Origin of the sequence: Streptacidiphilus alkalitolerans (assembly GCF_042511045.1) — a bacterium.
Taxonomy (GTDB): domain Bacteria; phylum Actinomycetota; class Actinomycetes; order Streptomycetales; family Streptomycetaceae; genus Streptacidiphilus; species Streptacidiphilus alkalitolerans.
Window position 1 is genome coordinate 489,423 of record NZ_JBHEZX010000004.1, and the last position, 16,642, is coordinate 506,064.

Here is a 16,642-nt window from a genome sequence, read left to right on the forward strand (position 1 = left end):
CCATCCCTGTCAACTTATGGAATGAATGCGGTGCCGACCTTGAATACCCCCTTGATCATGGCGCCGCGAATGGTGACCGTGTATCCGTTGATCACGCGTACCAGCGGATTCGTCTTTCCGTAGATCCCGTCGGGTGCGTCCTGCACGCTGTCGATGATCTGGTCCATGGTCGCGCCCTCGTCGCCGCACGACGCGATCAGCGCGCCCAGTTTGTGCTTGGGCACGAACACGTGGTCCATCTGGGCCTGCTGGTGCGCGTAGTCCTGGGACGCCTGGCGATTGGCGTCGGATCCGCTGCTGGAGGAACTGCCCGAGGAGCCGCCGGAATCACCGCTGGAGGAATCCCCTCCGCTGCTGACCGAGTAGGCGAGGCCGCCGAACGCCCCGGCGGCGGCGCCCCAGGACGCGGCGGTGCTGATGCTGATCCCGCCGGCGGCGAAGGAGGCCCCGCCGGCGATGGCGAGTTCACCGACCCCGCACGGCTCGGCGACGATGCACGCCGCCGTGCCGACCACGGCGGCCCCGGCCAGGGCTCCCGCGCCGATGTTCTTCCAGGTGTCGCTGGACCAGGAGATGGGGTTCCACCAGTCGAGCCCGGAGAGGTCGACCGCGTTCAGCGGGTTGCCCCCGGCGTACGCGTAGGGGGTCCCGGTCAGGTCCACGTCCGGGTCCACGGTCAGGAACTCGGCGGTGGACGGGTCGTAGTAGCGGGCGCGGAGGAAGAGCAGCCCCGACTCGGCGTCGGTGTACTGGCCGGTGTACTGCAGCGGTGTGCTCGCGGTACCGGAATGCGTGGTCACTCCGTAGGCGGAGTACGCGTAGGTCGAGGCCTCGGCGCCGGAGGCGTCCAGCAGGGCCGTGGTGGAGCCGACCTGGTCATGGACGAACCAGTAGCTGGCCGATGCCGACTTCTGCTCGATCGGCAGGCCGCCCGGGCCGTAGAGGTAGTCGTTGGTCCCGTCGGTCAGCAGATTGGACAGCGAGCTGTCGTCGTAGACGAAGGAGGTGGTGGCGCCGTTGACGGTCTTGGAGGTGCGGGCGCCGACGCCGTCGTAGGTGTAGGCGGCCGTGGTCCCTCCGCCGGAGAACGACGTCAGCCGGCCGCTCTGGTCGTAGCCGTAGGTCGCCGCGCCGGACGACTGGGCGGTCCGTTCTCCCAACTGGTCGTAGCTGAACGTCCGGGCCCCGGTCGGAGCCGTCGCGCAGGCGGGGTCGGCGACCGCGCCCTGGGTGCTCCAGCACAGCTGCCCGGCCGCGTCGAAGGACTGGGTGCTGCCGCCCACCGTGGTCGGGTTGTTCGCCCGGTCGATGGCGAACGCCTCCGGGGACCCTCCGGTGGCGGCCGCCAGCTGCTCCCGGTCGGTGTAGGAGAAGGAGGTGCTCGGGGCGGTGCCCAGCTGCTCCGCGTCGACCTGGCCCGCGTTGTCGCGGCCGAGGGTCAGCGCACTGCTGGTGCTGCCGGAGACGGCCGCCGAGGTGAGCGTGTCGGTGGTGTCGTAGCCGTTGGTGACCACGTCCCCGTCGGGGTACGTGGTGCTGGCGAGGACTCCGTCGGCGCTGTAGCCGAAGGCGGTCTTCTTGCCGCTGGTGTCGGTGATCGAGGCCAGCCGGTTGTCGGCGTCGAAGCCCCGGGCGACCGCGGTGGTCTCACCGGGGTAGGTCATCGACACCAGGTTGCCGCCGTTGTCGAACCCGTAGGAGACGACGGCGCCGGCGCCGGTGATCTTCTGGGTCAGCTCGCCGAACGCGTCATAGGTGTAGCTGGTGGTGCCGGTGCCGTCGGTCATCGAGGTCTTGCGGCCGGCGGGGTCGTAGCTGAACGTCGTGCCCGGGCTGGACGTGTCCGAGTACGCGACGCTGAGGAGCTCTCCCGCGGCGTCGTAGCCCATGGTCGTCGTGCGGCCCTTGGCGTCGGTCGAGCTGGTCACCCGGCCGCTCGGGTCGATGACCGTGCTGGTGGTACGGAGGTCCGGGTCGGTGCGGGAGACCTTCCGCCCCTGGCCGTCGTACCCGTAGCTGGTCCTGTTGCCGAGGCCGTCGACCGTGTCCGCGACGGTGCCGTCGGGGTTGTAGTCGGTCTTGGTCACCGTGCCGTCGGCGGTCTCGGCCTGGGTGGGCCGGCCGGCCGCGTCGTATGTGACGGTGCTGGTCCTGCCGTTGCCGTCGGTGCTGCTGACGGCGTGGCCGTCGAGGTCGTAGCTGGACGCGTTGGTGTGTCCGAGGGCGTCCGTCGACTTGGTGAGCTGCCCCCAGGCGTCCCGGGTGTACGTGGTCTTGTCCCCCTGCGGCGTGGTGCTGGACATCAGCCAGCCCTTGCCGGTGTCGAAGGAGTACGTCGTTTTGTTGCCGACCGCGTCGGTGACGGAGGTCTTGTCCCCGAACGCGTCGTAGGCGTCGGTGGTGGTGTTGCCCAGGGCGTCCACGGTCCGGGTCAGGTCCGCCGGGTGTGCGGGGTCGTCGTAGTAGTAGTTCACCGTGCGGGCCGCCACCGAACCGAAGGTCCCTGCGGTGGCGTCGACCACGTTCTCGGCCGAGGTGACGGTGGTGGACGTCAGGTCCAGGACCCCGGCGGAGCCGGAGGGGATGTGGCCCGACTGGTCGTACTGGTTGACCTTGGCGACACCGTCGGGGCCGATGGTCTCGATCAGATTGCCGTGGTCGTCGTACTGGTAGTCGGTCGCGTAGCCGAGGGAGTTGGACTCCGACGACTTGTTGCCGTGGTCGTCGTAGGTGTACGTGGTCAGATGGCCGGCCGGGTCCGTCTCCGAGGTGACGCCGAGCGTCACCGGGTCGTAGGTGTAGCTCCAGGTTCCGGCGCTGGACGTGCCGTAGCCGTTGGTCTGCTTGGTCAGCAGCCCGTTCTGGTAGGTGTACTGGATCTGGTGGCCGGCCGGGTCGGTCACCAGGACCGTGCCGTCGGGGTTGTAGGCGAACGTGGTGGGGTCGCCGTCCGGGTCCTTCTGGGTGGTGACCCGCTCACTGGAGTCGTAGACCATGCTGGTGACCGCCGAGGCCGGGCCGCCGTAGTTGCCCGGCGTCCGCATGGAGACCATCAGGTGGTTGCCGTCGTAGCCGTACTGGCTGTGGCCGCCGCCCGCGTCCACGACGTCCGTGAGGTTGTCGTTCGCGTCGTACGCGTAGGTGAGGGTGCGACCGGCCGAGTCCGCCAGCTTGGTGATGTGGCTTCCGGTCCAGGTGAAGGTGAAGGTCCGCCCGGCCGGATCGGTCACCGTGGAGAGGTGCCCGGAGGAGTCGTAGGCCAGCACGGTCGCATAGGGCGTCGACGCCTTGCTGCCGGCCAGGTCCTGCTCGGACAGCAGGTGCCCGGTCGCCACGTCGAAACTGAAGATCGCCTGGCCGAGGCGGGTGTAGGTGTAGGTGCTGCCGGACTTGGTCAGCGTCGCGTCGAAGCGCGGGGCGCTGGGGGTGTACGTCCCGGAGGCGTCCAGGAAGGTGACGGAGGATCCGTCCTCCTGCCGGACGGTCACATTGCCGGTCGTGGCATCGGTGGTGGCGTGCTGGTTGTAGTTGAACGTCCAGCCCCAGCCGAGGGGTCCGTCGGCGGCGAGCGACCCGTTGGGGCCGTTCGGGTCGGCGATCGCCTCGGCGTAGGAGCGGGTCATGTTCAGCACGGCGCCCCGGCCGGGCGTGGTCAGGTCCGTGAAGTCCTGACCGAAGTAGCCGGTGCTGGTGTCGACCGGGTCACCCGCGGTGCGACGGGCGCAACCGCACTGGATGTAGGCGGGGTTGGAGCCCTTGGGGGCGTCCTGAATGGTCGGCGGTCCGCCGATGGGCTGTCCCGGGGTGCCGCCCTCGGGGGTGAAGGCGATGGCGTCGTAGGCGACGTCGAAGTCCGACCAGGCCTCACCCGCCTTGGGCACATTGCCGCTCTGGTTGGTGAGCACCACGTTCCCGCCGTTTTCCATGGCGAAGGTGCCGATGGTGACCCACTGCTCGGAGCCCCAGTCCTGGTTCACCCGGATCTTCCACGGGCTCACACCGCCACCGGGGTTGATGCTGTAGACGGCGTTGGTGGCACTGGCCGCGGTGGCCGGGAAGTGCAGCTTGATCTTGTAGTACTGCAGCTTCGGCAGGTTGGGCGTCCAGGTGCCGGTGTTGATCACGGCCGACTCGGAGCCGTCGTGGGTGTGGGTGAACAGGGTGTACCCGCCGAAGCCCACCCCCAGTTGGTGGGTGTCGATGGCGCCGGTGGCGTTGCCCGAGCTGTCGGTGCCGTAGCTCATGGTGAAGGTGCCGTTGTTGGACCAGTTCTCGCCCGAGCAGCCGGCGATGTTCAGCGGGGTGCTGCCCACGGCGAGTCCGACCTGCGCCGAGACGATGATCGGCGCGCCGCTGGAGGTGGACGGCAGGACGCCGGAGTCGCGGTTGCAGGTCGGCGGGTGCGGGTCGGCGACGGACGGTTCGGTGGACCCGGCGCCGTAGGTGTAACTACTGGTGCTGCCGGTGGTGGCGATGCTGGGGATCCAGCTGGCCGGCAGGCTCCACCAGCACTCGGAGTCGGCCAGGCCGCAGGTGCCGGCGGTCTGCGCCGCGTTGGGGGTGCAGTGGTTGTTGGCACCGCAGAAGGTGGTGAACGGAGCGATGTTCAGCCAGTTGCTGCCGCCGTGGTAGGCCGGGCCTGCGTAGGCCTTGGCGTTGGAGCGCAGCAGCGGGGTGCCCATCCAGCCCAGGACGCGTTCCTGGTAGGGCCAGCTGCCGGGGTGGGCGGCGTCGCCGTAGGTGTAGGCGAGGTAGGGCTGGCGGTTGGGCGGGTAGTTGGGGTTGGCGGGGTTGTTGGACCAGCCCAGGCCCCAGGTGCCGTCGGGTCCGGCGCAGGTGAGCCCTGGGGTGCAGTTGGTGGTGTTGCCGTAGGCGGCGGTGGGCTGGACACCGGAGTTGTAGGCCCAGATCGCGAAGTACCAGTTCTCCAGGTACTTGGGGTCACCGCCGTTGGCGGTGATGCCGGCGGCGTAGAGCTGGTTCCAGCTGCGCTCGAGGATCTGCAGGCCGGCGGCGATGTTCTCCTCGTAGTCCACGGCGACCTTGATCTGGCCGTGGGCGGAGAAGGTGGTGTCGGTGCTGGCCATGCCGTTGGTGACCTGGCCGATGCCGTAACCGCAATCGGCGGCGGCGTAGTTGATCGAGTCGATCGACCCGGCGGTGCCGTAGTAGTTGCCGATCAGCGGGTTGCCGCCGATGCCGGGCAGGGCGTGCCAGGAGGCCTGGTCCCAGTTGCTCTCCTGGGCCAGGATCGCCTCCATCACCGAACGCGGCACGCTGGTCTGGCTGCTGGAGGCCGGGTGCGACAGCGGGACCTGCGCGAAGTCGCCGTTGGCGGAGTAGGAGGCCAGGCCCAGGTTGTCGAAGTTCGCCGGACGCGCCACCGCGGAACCCGTCAGCAGGTTCTGCTCGGCCATCTGCACCGCCCAGTCGACCTGCGCGTTGCTGGGCTGCATCGCCTGCTTGGTGGGGTCGTTGCGCGGCACCGAGCACTTCGGCGTCTGCACCGTTGCCAGCGCCGTCGCCTGCACGGCCTTCGGCGTGACGAAGGCCGCGTTCACCACGCTGCCGGCGGCGGCAGCGGTGTACGCGGAGTTCGCGGAGCTCTTGGCAGCCGGGGCACCGGAGGCCGGGACGGCGGGCGGGACGGTCGTGGACACCCTGCCGACCGTCGTCGCGGCGGCCGGGGCGCGCTTGACCAGCTTGCGGCTGCCGGTGACCAGGACGCTGGAGTCCGCGGTGGTGTTCTTCTGGTGGTCGCCGAAGAGCGCGTCGCCGTCCAGCGACGCGTAGGCGGGATCGGCGAGCGGGGAGGCGTCGACCTTGCGCAGGCTGCTGCCGTCGGCCAGGGAGGTGCTGCCGGCCAGGGTGTTGTGGCCGGCCCGTCCCTGGAAGATCTGCAGCCCCGCGGCGGGACCCGTGCCCAGGCTGTGGACCGTGCCGTGGGACTCGTGCACCACGGAGGCGGTCTTCCGGCCCGGGGCCAGGGTGAGGAAGTCGATGCCGCCGTCGGCCGCGGGGCGCAGCTCGTAGGCGGAACCGGCGACCGAGGCGATCCTGCTCGGCCTGCCGGTGACGGCGCCGCTCCGGGGGAGCGAGACGAGTTGCGAGCCCATGACCCCGACCAGGCCCTGCCCGGTCGGCACGGTCGAGGTGACCTGGCCGGCGACGGTCGTGGTGTGCACGACCTTGCCGCTGGTCAGATCGGCGGTCAGGATCTCGCTGGTCTTCTCGTCGGTGCCCAGGTAGAGGCTGAAGGCGGCCTGGTCGCCCGTCCCGCAGCCGGGGGAGAAGTACTCCAGGCCGACGCCGGAGGCGATGGGCCGTACGGTGCCGGTCCGCAGGTCCACGGAGTAGGCGAACGCCCCCTGGTCACGGGCGGCGTTGTTGTTCACCGCCGACGTCGGCAGCACGGCGACGGCCTCGTAGCGGCCGTCCCCCGAGGTGCACTGGTACCCGGTCCATGACGAGTCGTCAAGGTTGCCCGGACGAAGGACCGCCACCTCCTTCCAGGTGAAGCCCGTCTTCTCCTGCGCGACCTGAATGTGGTACCCGGCGCCGTCGCCGAACGCGTTGACAGCCAGGTCCGGAGAGACAGCCGCCTTCGATCCAAAGTCCGTCACCGGGTTCGACGTTGAAGACGTCTGTGCTTGTCCGGCGGCCCGAGTTGTCCCCATCGTCCCGGCCCAGGCCGGGGGCACTCCGAGCCCGGCAACTACGGCAGTGATCGCCGCCAGCGCGGTCAACCGTTTCACTGCTCACTCCCCATTCAGATGCGGCACACGCCTCCCTGATGGCGGCATGGTGCAGCGCAAATGATCAGCCTCTGACGCATACCAGTCAATGGCGCCCGGTCGTGTGCACCCTTTTTCTGCAGTCAATAGGAGCAAAAGGCTACAAATGCTCCGTCGGGTGTGATTGATTGCATACATTCTGGGTGGAGGCGTGGGGGTCGCTGTTTGTGTGCGTTGTTCCCTAGGACGCCGGTGGTGCGACGTCGCCGAGGGTGTCGGCGTCCGCGTCGAGCTGCCGCCGGGCCGAAGCGCTGAGGAAGGGAGTCAGCGCGCCGCAGTCGCGGCAGGCGCGTGCGAACGGCACGTCGTAGGCCGGCCGGCCCTTGAAGAGCCCCGTCCGGTAGAACCGGAGCCGGATCGGTTTGATCGACTCGGGTGAACTCAGCTCACCGAGTGGGCTGAGCCGTTCCGATCCACAAGCTCCGCATCGCATGTCAGCGGATGCTACACACCGGGGCCACGGTCGGACGGCCGTGGGGCCGCCGCTGTCGCAGAGATCACGCATCCCAAGGGGGAGGAGAAGGGCTTGTGAATCCGCTGGTGCGCCCGTCCCGCCGGTCGGTGCTGCGGCCCATGCGCCGACTCCTCGCCCGACTCCGCTCTCGGTACCGCTCTCGGCGCGAACTACTGACGACTCCCGCGAAGACCCTCTGAGCCGCCCCGCACCCGGAAGAGTTCCGGCAAGCCCGCCGCCGAGCACCACGCTCCTCCCCCCGGGGCCCGACGCAGCGCCGGTCGCACCGATGGCGAAAAACGTAGGTGTAGTTCGGCGCCGCCGGGACAGACGACTCTCCGGTGTACGCCATCCCCCGGTAGTACACCGCGGTGCCCCGGGTTCCATGGCCTCGGGGCACCCCGACTTCCCGGACGGCCACCAGGTCCGTCGCCACGGTTCCGAGTCCCACGGCGTCGTGCGGCCCCAAGGCCGGGACTCCGCGGCCAGTTGGGTCAGCAACCGGGACAGCAGGACGCCCGCGCCGCTGTGCCTCGACAGCCGCAGGCCCATCAGCGGGTGCACCCGCGCGTGTCGTGGAGCAGCAGGTCGCCCGCGGCCAGCACGGCGTCGTGCTTGCCGAGCGCGATCCGGCGGGTGCCCCGGAGCGGCAGCGCCAGGTGGTAGAGGCCCGGGTCGGACCTGCGGACCAACGCGGCGCACCGGTCCACCCACATCGGCGGATGGGCCAGCACGGACACCCGGACTGTGCCCAGGCGCAACTGCCGCGCCGTGGCCCGGAAGCCGTCGGTGTGGTCAGTGGTGACGATGGCCGGCGGCAGCGAACGGTCGATGGTGTCCCGCCACCAGTCGAACCGCTCGGCCGCCGGCAACTCCTCGCTGCGCAGCACGGTCTCGATCACCATGCATGGCCTCCCCCGAGAACCACAGCCTCCGCGAGGGGTGGTTCTCCATTCAATGACGCCGCCATGCCATCTCCAGGCGACCCCGAGCCCGCACCCGACCGTCCGCCCCGGTGTCGTACCTGTCATTGGGGGAAGACGCCGCCACCGCTGGGATCGGACTGTAGTCAGCGAGGCGGCATGGGCAGAGTGACCGGCTCAAGCTGACCGTCCCAGACGACCCGCAGCTCCGTGGGAAGTGACACAGCCAGGGATCCAGCCATGATCATGTGCACTGCTTCGCCTACCGCGACGGTGACGTTCTGGGGCCTGTCGTCCACGCCCGGCCCGTCCTCGACGGTCACGTCAATGGCCGTCGATGTGCCGACGTTGCGCAACAGGTACAGGTCGCCAGTTCCTCGCTGGATCTCGAAGCGCACGCCGCGCCCGCGCCAGGGCGGGACCTCGCGCAGCAGCACCCAGGGGCGGAACCCTTCGGCCGTGATCTCGACGCGCAGGCGGATGGGTGCACCGCTGTACTGTCGGTCCCAACCAGGCTGGTCACGGCTCCATTGCGGGGACAGCGTCTTGTCGATGGAAGAAACGAGTTCCTCCCCTACACGAACAGTTCGACCGGGAGCGGAGCGCCCCTGCTGGTCGGCGCCGTCGACACGGGGGCGTAGGCGCCAGGGTCCCCAGATCTGCGCGGCGAGTTCCTCACGCGTAGGGCTGCCGCCGAGCAGGGAGTCGTTGGATCGGTCCCTGTCGTCGCGGATGGTGACGGTGACTGTGAGCAGGCCGAAGGACTCCAGTTCGTCCGGTCCGGTGAATCGGAAGCGCAGGATGTCCGGGTCCGTGGCGCTCTGAGGCGTGCCGATCTCCAGTACTGGGCGCAGTTCGCTGTGTCGGCGGTCGCGTTCGATGTTGGCGACCGCCACGGCTGTGGAGTTCGCCTTGCGGGCCGCGTGGTACGCGGCAAAGGCCGCAAGAGCGCTCGCCGCCGCCGATACGGCCGAAACGGTTGTTGCGAAAGGGAACCCCATGTGTAGCACGGTAGACCTCAGCAAGCCGGGCCAACCGATACCTGCGCCTTCTTGGGACGTTTCGCCGGGTCGGCGTTCGCGTCGTAGCCCGGGTTGTCGCTCGACCACGCAGCCACGGTGCAGTACCCGGGGCCGGTCGGTGATGTCGTCTGGACGTAGTCGAATGTGGAAGAGCAGTTGACACCGCCGCGGCTGCCGAGCAGTTGCGCTTCATCGTCGAGGGTCGGTACGCGATACCAGACGATAATGTCAGGACCCGGGTCGCACTCCTTTGGTGTCGCCCTGGCCTTCGTCGGCCTCGGCGCTGCCTTGTGGGCCGGTGCTGGCTTCGGACTCGGCATAGTGGGGCTCGACTTCGCCGGAGTGGGGCCGGTCGTCGTCGGTGCAAGGGTCGGCGAAGGAGAAGGCTCGGGCGGACTGCTTGTCGTGGTGATAGCGGCAGCCGACTGTGTGGTTGCAACTGGGACGGTTGAACCAGTCTTCTTGGGCGGGTCGACGGCTGCGGCGATGCCACCAATGACGATCAGGGCAAGGACGACGCTGCCGCATCCGATCCCAGCAATCTTCATCTTCCGTCGGCCGGGTACCTGCCGCGGTGGTGGTGGCCGCCAAGCGCGCGGCTGGGTTGGGTCGCTCATGGCGCTGTCCCCTTGGATGGTTGGAGGTCCAGCGTTTCAGTGCTCGCCGATGTGACGACGCGGTACGTCCGAGCCGTTACCTCGGGTTCGATGATGTACGAGAACGGGGCCCCTGATCCACCAGCAGGATCCTCGGCCCCGCCCGGCCGCACTGGTGCGGGGCCGGACGGGTCAGCCGGTGATGGTGATCGTCCAGTCGTATTCGCAGTTGATCTCTAGGTGGTGGGTGTCGCTGTTGTACTGCGGCGTAATGCCGGAAGCCTTGCACCTTGAGCGCGTTGACTGGCGGGACGCTGATCTCGTCGCTCACGACGAAGGTTCCTGCCGAGCCGGAGTTCGCACAGTTGAACGTGTACTTCAGCGTCCAAGTGCTACCGGTGAGGTGCTGGGCGCGCACTAGGAGCTGTCCGGCCGATCATGTGACTCGCTAAGAGGAGCTAACATAAAGAGCTCTGCGGACCCATGTCTCCTTTCCTGCTGCCTCGTTGGTCAGAGCGTGGGGAAGGGGATGGGGCCGCCCTGGCTTGTGGCGGACGACCTGTGGGAGCGGATCGAACCGCTCTTGCCAGTGCGGGAACGGCGTTTGCGGTTCCCGGGCAGGCTGCCGCTGGACGATCGCAAGTGTCTGCAGGGGATCTTGTTCGTGCTGCACACCGGGATCCAGTGGGAGTGGCTGCCGCAGGAGCTCGGTTTCGGCTCGGGCATGACCTGCTGGCGTCGGTTGCGGGACTGGAACGAGGCTGGGGTGTGGGACCGGCTGCACCTTGTGTTGCTGAGCGAGCTACACCGGGCCGGTGAGCTGGACTGGTCGCGGGCGGTGATCGACGGCTCGCATCGCCAGGTCCGTCGGGGCGGCCCAAAACGAGACCGAGCCCGGTCGACCGCGGTCGACCCGGCTCGAAACACCATGTGATCACGGACGGTCGCGGCACCCCGCTGGCCATCGCGTTGACCGGCGGCAACCGTCACGACGTGACCCAACTGCTGCCACTTGTGGACGCCATCCCCCACGTCCGCGGCAAGCGGGGCCGACCGCGTCACCAACCGGACCGGCTCTACGCCGATCGCGGCTACGACTACGACAAGTACCGGCGCTTGTTGTGGCAGCGCGGGATCAAACCGGTGATCGCGCGTCGCGGAGTCCCGCACGGGTCCGGACTCGGCACTGTCCGGTGGGTCGTCGAGCGGACGAACGCGTGGTTTCATGGCTTTCGACGCCTGCGAATCCGGTGGGACATCCGCGATGACATCCACGAGGCATTCCTCAAGCTGGCGTGCTGCATCATCACCTACAGACGCGTCCGCGCGTTGTGTTGACTGCTCTCAGTTGACATAGTCGCGGTGCGCCGGGCGTACCACCTGGCTGATCGCAGTGAGAAAGGCAGCACGTGTTTGACGCGTTCGCGGTGCAGTGGCCCGAGACAGCCAGGGAACAGTTGGAGTCGGCACAGTACGAGCTTCCGTTGCGTGGCAACGCGACGACGGCCTACCAGCAGCTGGCCGAGGGCTTCCGGCACCACGCTGGAACCTCATTCGCGGATGGCCTGTACCGGGTTCACGGTGTCGGGACCGCCCAGCAAGCGCGCGACTACTGCATTCAGTTGGCTCCGGAGGCTGGACGCGTTACCTTCCCGTTCGCCTTCGACTGGCTGGGGCGCCAGCTTGCCGTCGATCTGAGGGATCCGCAGAACCTGCCCGTCATCCAGTTCGATCCTGCGGCCGGAAAGGCCTACGAGAGCGAAATGGCTCTTGCTGAGTTCCACGACTTGATCTCGGAGGAGAGCCTGGATGGGGAGGCTCTCTCATGGGAGCTGTACCGAGAATGGCGCGCACAGGACATGGACCCTCTCGGATTCGATGAGTGCGTGGGACTGGGAGTTCCGCTCTTCCTCGGAGGAGAGGAGTCGGTGGGCAACCTCCAGCGATCCAACTTGGATGTCTACTGGGAGCTCTCGTGCCAGTTGGCACGCGGAGTGAGTGGACTCTAGGCTGCCCGACACCCGTCCACCAGGCCTGGCCAGCGAGGTATCCGGGGCAGACGACCTGGCACCAGGGCTCTTTCTGTTAGCTCCTCTAAGGTGCATCTACGTCTGAGGGGTGGATGCAGTTGCTGATTACTCGCGGGACAGCAGTCATGCTGGTGCAGAAAATCATGAACTCCGAATACGCCGATGATGAGATTCAGAGGGTGTTGGACCAGCTCGACAGGGCCCTCGGGTGTCCGAGCGGTCATGTCTCCGGCCTGATCTTCTGGCCCGAGGGGCCTGAGCCGACAGCGGCAGAGGTGGTTGACCGGGCTCTGGCCTATTCAACCCTTCGCGCTGTGAGGGGCCTCAAACCCTGAGCCAGATGACGAGTGCGGCGGCTGTGACGGTGCCGAGGAAGACGTAGCCGCGCTTGTCGTAACGAGTGGCCACCGCACGGTGGTTCTTCAGCTTGTTGATGGCCCGTTCCACGGTGTTGCGCTTCTTGTACCGGTCCTGGTCGAAGCCTGGTGGCCGTCCGCCGCGCGATCCTCTGCGCAGGCGGGCGGCCTGACTGTCGGACTTCTCCGGGATGGTGTGCCTGATACCGCGCTGCCGCAGGTACTGACGGCATGGCCCGTTGCTGTATGCCTTGTCGGCCGCGACGCTGTCCGGCCTCTTGCGCGGTCGGCCGGCCCCAGGCGGGGAACCCGGATCTTCTCCAGCACCGGCACGAACTGGGTGCAGTCGGCCTGCTGCCCGGGCGTGACGATCAGGGACAGCGGGCGGCAGCGGCCGTCGGCACTCAGGTGAATCTTGCTGGTGAAGCCACCGCGCGATCGACCCAGGCCCTCACCTCCAGCACCACCTCCACCAGCCGGGCGACCAGGCTCTGCCACGAGGATTCGTCCTGGTGTTCCAGCGTCTCGGCCCCCTTTGACGTGGCCGGCGCGGGCGGCGGAGCGGTCCGCGCACCAGCCGCTTGCTGGTGGGCACGCACGCTGGTCGAGTCCACTGACACAGCCCAGTCGATCTGGCCGGCCGCGTCGGCGGCGGCCTTGACCTGCTGCAGCAGATGCTCCCAGGTACCGTCCGCCGACCACAGCCGATGCCGCTCGTAGACGGTCTTCCAGGGCCCGAACCGCTCAGGCAGATCACGCCAGTGCACCCCGGTCCGCACCCGGTGAAGAATTCCGTCGATCACCTGACGATGGTCACGCCACCGCCCACACCGACCATTGCTCACCGGCAGGAACGGCCGCAGACGTTCCCACTCGGCATCCGACAGCCCACCACGCTGATTCCCACCCATGCCAAGAACAACGACCCGATGAGCGGCCAGTCACATGATCGGCCGGACAGCCCCTAGTTGTAGAACACGGCGACCCCTCCGTGGCTGGAGCAGGCTCCTCGATGGTGGGCTGCGTGGGAGTAGGTGCCGTCATTGCACAGGGCCGTAGCCCCGTCTCCGGGGCTGCCGTCGCCGCTGGTGGAGCCCGACGAGCCGCCGGAGGAACCGCCGTTGGACCCGTTTGTGCTGCTGGAATGCGTGGGAGCGTGCGTTGGCTTGGGCTTCGCCACGTGCGTGGGCGACGGCGGTGGCGACGGCGTGGGCGTGTTGGTCGCAGCCGTGCTCGGGGTGCTCATCCTGCTGCCGGTTCCAGGGCACTGCTCGTTGGTCTTCACTGCCCCGAGGTCGACGGTTGCGTCCGGGGTCTGAGATCCGGGCGCCGGGGTCTGGGTGCAGACCTTCCAGTCCCGGTCGAAGATCTGGTGGCGATGTCGGCCGAGGGCGTCGTGGGACTTCAGGGAGTTGAAGCCGGCGGCCTGGGCGGTGTCCTGTGCGCTCTGCAGGCCCTCGCCGATGAGGTCCGGCAGGGTGCTGGTCTTCGATGGCGGGGTGGCTGCTGCGGTCTCGGTGCTGCAACCGGCGAGCACGAGTACGGCGGCGGTGGCTGCTATGGCCGATATGGCCGCGATGATGCGGTGTTGCATGTGGATCCCCCAAAAAGTATCGGGGGATCAGGTTTCCAGGGTCGTAGATAGTGACTACGGAGTAGGGCCGTTCCGTTACCCAGGGTTCGAGCAGGTTCGTCGTCAGCTGTCGAGGTAGTTCAGCGTGAGCTGATCAACGCAGTCGTCTGCCGGCTTCGAGTCGTGCTCCTGACACCAGGTGTTGATGGCGGTAATGCAGTCGACGTTCGGCTCGGACCTGGTCGTGCAAGACGGTGGCGGCGCGCCGGAGTGCTTGTAGGCGTCGACGACATGGATCACGCCGCCCAGGGCCAGGAGTACGGCGACAGCTCCGGCAAGGACGCCTGCGGTACGACGCTTCTGGTTCATGCTTCCCCCGGTCAGCACGATGATCGTGATCCGCTGATCGTACTGCTGACCGTCTGGATGGCGATGAGGGCCAGTCTCAGGCCACTGCGGCCTTCGGCGGGTTCTTGCAGCACTCCAGGCAGCGGACGACGGTCGCCCCGGCGCCGGCCTCGCTGTGGATCTCGGCCACGACCCGGGCCCGCCGGGTGTGCCTCCCGCACATGTGGCACGACCCCGGTGTCGGGTACGCGCCTTCGATGCCGCCGTTGATCAGGATCAAGTCGTCGATGAACGCCGGATAGCAGGCGTTGTGGCTCATGGCGACGACCGGTGACCTGCGGTCGTGGCGGATGAGCCACGCCCTCAAGCCCTCGGCGGGTTCCTGGCAGTAGGAGCAGCGGACCGTCGTGGGCGGCAGAGTGGTGGTCATCGCTCGACCTCGGCAATGTCCTCGAGCACCTGCAGCAAGTCGTTCAGTGGGACCTTGACGCGGAACGTCTGCGCAGAGTCGGGCATCACGCGCGGGTTGGGCTCTTGGGCCTGCAGATTTGCGACCGACATGGCGCCCCCTATGACTACGGGTGCTTGTATATCCAAGCTCGTCCCACCATAGGGGCGGTTCACTTGGATATACAAGAGCGGATGGCGCGAAAAGGGGGCCTGTGGGCACCTGGTGACGGATAATCACCTGATCAGGGAACGTCGATCACATACCGAAAGACGTGGCGATCGCACGGCACCAGCGAGTCCAGGACCTCAACGATCTCCCCAGAGGCGACATGGCCGGTCCGGAAGACCCTGGCCACAGGAACACCCGGCGGCACCGCGAGAGTCTCGGCCTCCTCCGGCGTCGGCATCCGGATCTCCAGATCCTCGACGAACTGGATGAACCGCTGCCGGATCGGACCCACCGGGTCCTCCACGAGCCGACTCACTCCGCCCCGGATCCGGCGAGGCTGCTCGACCTCAGTGCCGGCGAAGCGGGCCGCCATGTAGTAGGCGCACACCAACTGCATGGGCTGCTCGTCCACGACGAACAGCAGGCGGCGGACGATCACAGGGGTGCCCGCCGGTACCTCGAAGCGCTCGGCGATCTCCGCCGGGGCCGGGAGGGTCTCCACCCCGAGCAACTGCTGTTCCGCGACCAGCCCTTGGGCGGCGGCCTCGGCGTTGTAGTTGGCAGTCCCGCTCTCGCGTCGGCGCCGCCAGTTCGCACCTGTTGTGAGCATCTGGACAGCCGGCCGCGGCCGAACGAACACGCCCTTGCCCTGCTGGCTGATCAGCAGCCCATCAGCCTTGAGGAGTGCGATGGCCTTGCGGACCGTCACGCGCGTGGTGCCGTACCGGTCCTTGAGGTCGTTCTCGGACGGCAGTTGAGTTCCGGGCGTGAACTCGCCTGAGAGGATCGCCGACCTCAGCGAGTCGGCGATCTGTCGGAACAGTGGCGCTTCGCGGGCGGCCATGGGCACAGGTACCTCCGCTTGTGTATCCAAGCAGAGTACGACAGCACCCCGACGCTCAACTCGCGTAGGACCACCCGGAAAACAACCGGACAGCGATCGCGACCACGGGACCGAGAGGCGGCGTCTCCCGGTACTGCTCATACTTCGCGGACAGCAGTTCGACCGCGTCAGCGCGCGGATCCCCCGCGTCCCAGATCTCCGCGGTGCCGTCGGCGCGGGCCCACCACAGGGCGTCCCAATCGTCGGAGTAGTGGTCGACCAGGACGGACACCTGAGGGTTCTCGGTGATGTTCTGCAGCCGCCGCAGCTTCATCGTCGACTTCGGCTTGTGGTCGATGGCGAAGTACATGCACTCGTTGTCCAGGACGAAGGTGATGGGCACCAGGTGCGGCTGTCCATCGGCGCCGGCGGTCGCCAGTCGGGCGATGCGGGCCTGCTGGAGACGCGCCCGCGCCTCGGCGGTCGTGAGCTTCATGTCCCGACCGTAGCGCGCACGACAACCGAACCCGGCGGCATCCAAGCCCAGTTCGAGGTCCTCGTCGAACAGCATCGACCCGGTACCGATTTGCGCGAGCCTGCACAGGTCTCCTGGGTCGACCGTCCCGGAGAGTGGACCGGAATCTGAGACACCAGACGGGGCCCGCCATCGACATGACGGCGGGCCCCGTCTGTGCGGTCGACTCGTTCCGGCCGTGACGGCAGCGCGGCACCAGCGGCCGAGAACGTTCAGCTGAGTGCGCTCGATGGTGTTCGATATGAGCGGGGTCCTCCGGTGGGATCAACGGACGATCCTTGCGGTGCCCTGCCTCGCCAATGCAGTCGGCTTATCGCATGGGCTTCCAGGGTGGCTGGATCCGACCGGAAGCCATGATCGCTTGACGCTCGGGCCGGCAGCGGTCCAGCAAGGCCCCATTCCGCCGCCCGCCCCCGAAGCAAAAAGCCCAGTTCAGGGGTGCTGAACTGGGCTGCGACCGAGTGGGGCGGGTGGGACTCGAACCCACGGCCAAGGGATTATGAGTCCCCTGCTCTAACCGGCTGAGCTACCGCCCCGGGCCATTCGCACACAGTACCGACCGTACGGAC

Annotated in this window: 12 protein-coding genes, 1 tRNA gene and 1 pseudogene; 2 read left to right on the top strand and 12 right to left on the bottom strand. The window is 67.9% G+C overall.

The window, feature by feature from the left end; translation table 11 throughout:
• Positions 1 to 14: 14 nt before the first annotated feature.
• The 4 genes from ACEZDG_RS11665 to ACEZDG_RS11680 all read right to left on the bottom strand — a co-directional run bounded on the left by ACEZDG_RS11665 (position 15) and on the right by ACEZDG_RS11680 (position 9,172).
• Positions 15 to 6,623 (bottom strand): RHS repeat-associated core domain-containing protein, encoded by a 6,609-nt coding sequence (locus ACEZDG_RS11665; protein WP_380506620.1) that lies wholly within the window; start codon positions 6,621 to 6,623, stop codon positions 15 to 17.
• A 352-nt stretch (positions 6,624 to 6,975) separates the two neighbouring features.
• The gene (locus ACEZDG_RS11670; RefSeq protein WP_380506623.1) at positions 6,976 to 7,098 is read right to left on the bottom strand and encodes a hypothetical protein; all 123 of its coding nucleotides are present in this window, start codon (positions 7,096 to 7,098) and stop codon (positions 6,976 to 6,978) included.
• A 701-nt stretch (positions 7,099 to 7,799) separates the two neighbouring features.
• Positions 7,800 to 8,153 carry an AraC-like ligand-binding domain-containing protein gene (locus ACEZDG_RS11675; RefSeq protein ID WP_380506626.1) on the bottom strand — a complete coding sequence of 118 codons (354 nt, stop codon included), beginning with the start codon at positions 8,151 to 8,153 and terminating at the stop codon, positions 7,800 to 7,802.
• Positions 8,154 to 8,317: 164 nt separating this feature from the next.
• A complete protein-coding gene (locus tag ACEZDG_RS11680; protein ID WP_380506629.1) occupies positions 8,318 to 9,172 on the bottom strand; it encodes a hypothetical protein in 855 nt (284 codons plus the stop codon).
• A gap of 1,146 nt (positions 9,173 to 10,318) precedes the next feature.
• Between ACEZDG_RS11680 and ACEZDG_RS11685 the strand changes: the two genes are divergently transcribed.
• A protein-coding gene (locus tag ACEZDG_RS11685) for an IS5 family transposase (RefSeq protein WP_380506632.1) occupies positions 10,319 to 11,127 on the top strand; the annotation gives its coding sequence in 2 pieces (ribosomal slippage) (positions 10,319 to 10,667 and positions 10,667 to 11,127; 810 coding nt in all).
• A gap of 71 nt (positions 11,128 to 11,198) precedes the next feature.
• The gene (locus tag ACEZDG_RS11690; protein ID WP_380506635.1) at positions 11,199 to 11,798 is read left to right on the top strand and encodes a T6SS immunity protein Tdi1 domain-containing protein; all 600 of its coding nucleotides are present in this window, start codon (positions 11,199 to 11,201) and stop codon (positions 11,796 to 11,798) included.
• A 345-nt stretch (positions 11,799 to 12,143) separates the two neighbouring features.
• Here the strand turns inward: ACEZDG_RS11690 and ACEZDG_RS11695 are convergent.
• The 8 genes and pseudogenes from ACEZDG_RS11695 to ACEZDG_RS11730 all read right to left on the bottom strand — a co-directional run bounded on the left by ACEZDG_RS11695 (position 12,144) and on the right by ACEZDG_RS11730 (position 16,609).
• Positions 12,144 to 13,086: pseudogene (locus ACEZDG_RS11695) on the bottom strand (IS5 family transposase).
• A gap of 53 nt (positions 13,087 to 13,139) precedes the next feature.
• Positions 13,140 to 13,769, bottom strand: coding sequence for a DUF3761 domain-containing protein (locus tag ACEZDG_RS11700; RefSeq protein WP_380506638.1), 630 nt, complete (start codon positions 13,767 to 13,769; stop codon positions 13,140 to 13,142).
• 102 nt (positions 13,770 to 13,871) lie between these two features.
• A complete protein-coding gene (locus ACEZDG_RS11705; protein WP_380506641.1) occupies positions 13,872 to 14,117 on the bottom strand; it encodes a hypothetical protein in 246 nt (81 codons plus the stop codon).
• Positions 14,118 to 14,193: 76 nt separating this feature from the next.
• Positions 14,194 to 14,526 (bottom strand): hypothetical protein, encoded by a 333-nt coding sequence (locus ACEZDG_RS11710; protein ID WP_380506643.1) that lies wholly within the window; start codon positions 14,524 to 14,526, stop codon positions 14,194 to 14,196.
• Positions 14,523 to 14,657, bottom strand: coding sequence for a hypothetical protein (locus ACEZDG_RS11715; protein WP_380506645.1), 135 nt, complete (start codon positions 14,655 to 14,657; stop codon positions 14,523 to 14,525). Before ACEZDG_RS11715 ends, ACEZDG_RS11710 begins: the two co-directional genes overlap by 4 nt.
• A 131-nt stretch (positions 14,658 to 14,788) precedes the next feature.
• Positions 14,789 to 15,559, bottom strand: a complete 771-nt coding sequence (locus ACEZDG_RS11720; RefSeq protein WP_380506648.1) for a GntR family transcriptional regulator — start codon at positions 15,557 to 15,559, stop codon at positions 14,789 to 14,791.
• Between the two features lie 55 nt (positions 15,560 to 15,614).
• Positions 15,615 to 16,109 carry a TIGR03668 family PPOX class F420-dependent oxidoreductase gene (locus ACEZDG_RS11725; RefSeq protein ID WP_380506651.1) on the bottom strand — a complete coding sequence of 165 codons (495 nt, stop codon included), beginning with the start codon at positions 16,107 to 16,109 and terminating at the stop codon, positions 15,615 to 15,617.
• Between the two features lie 426 nt (positions 16,110 to 16,535).
• A tRNA-Ile gene (locus tag ACEZDG_RS11730) sits at positions 16,536 to 16,609 on the bottom strand.
• Positions 16,610 to 16,642 lie beyond the last annotated feature (33 nt).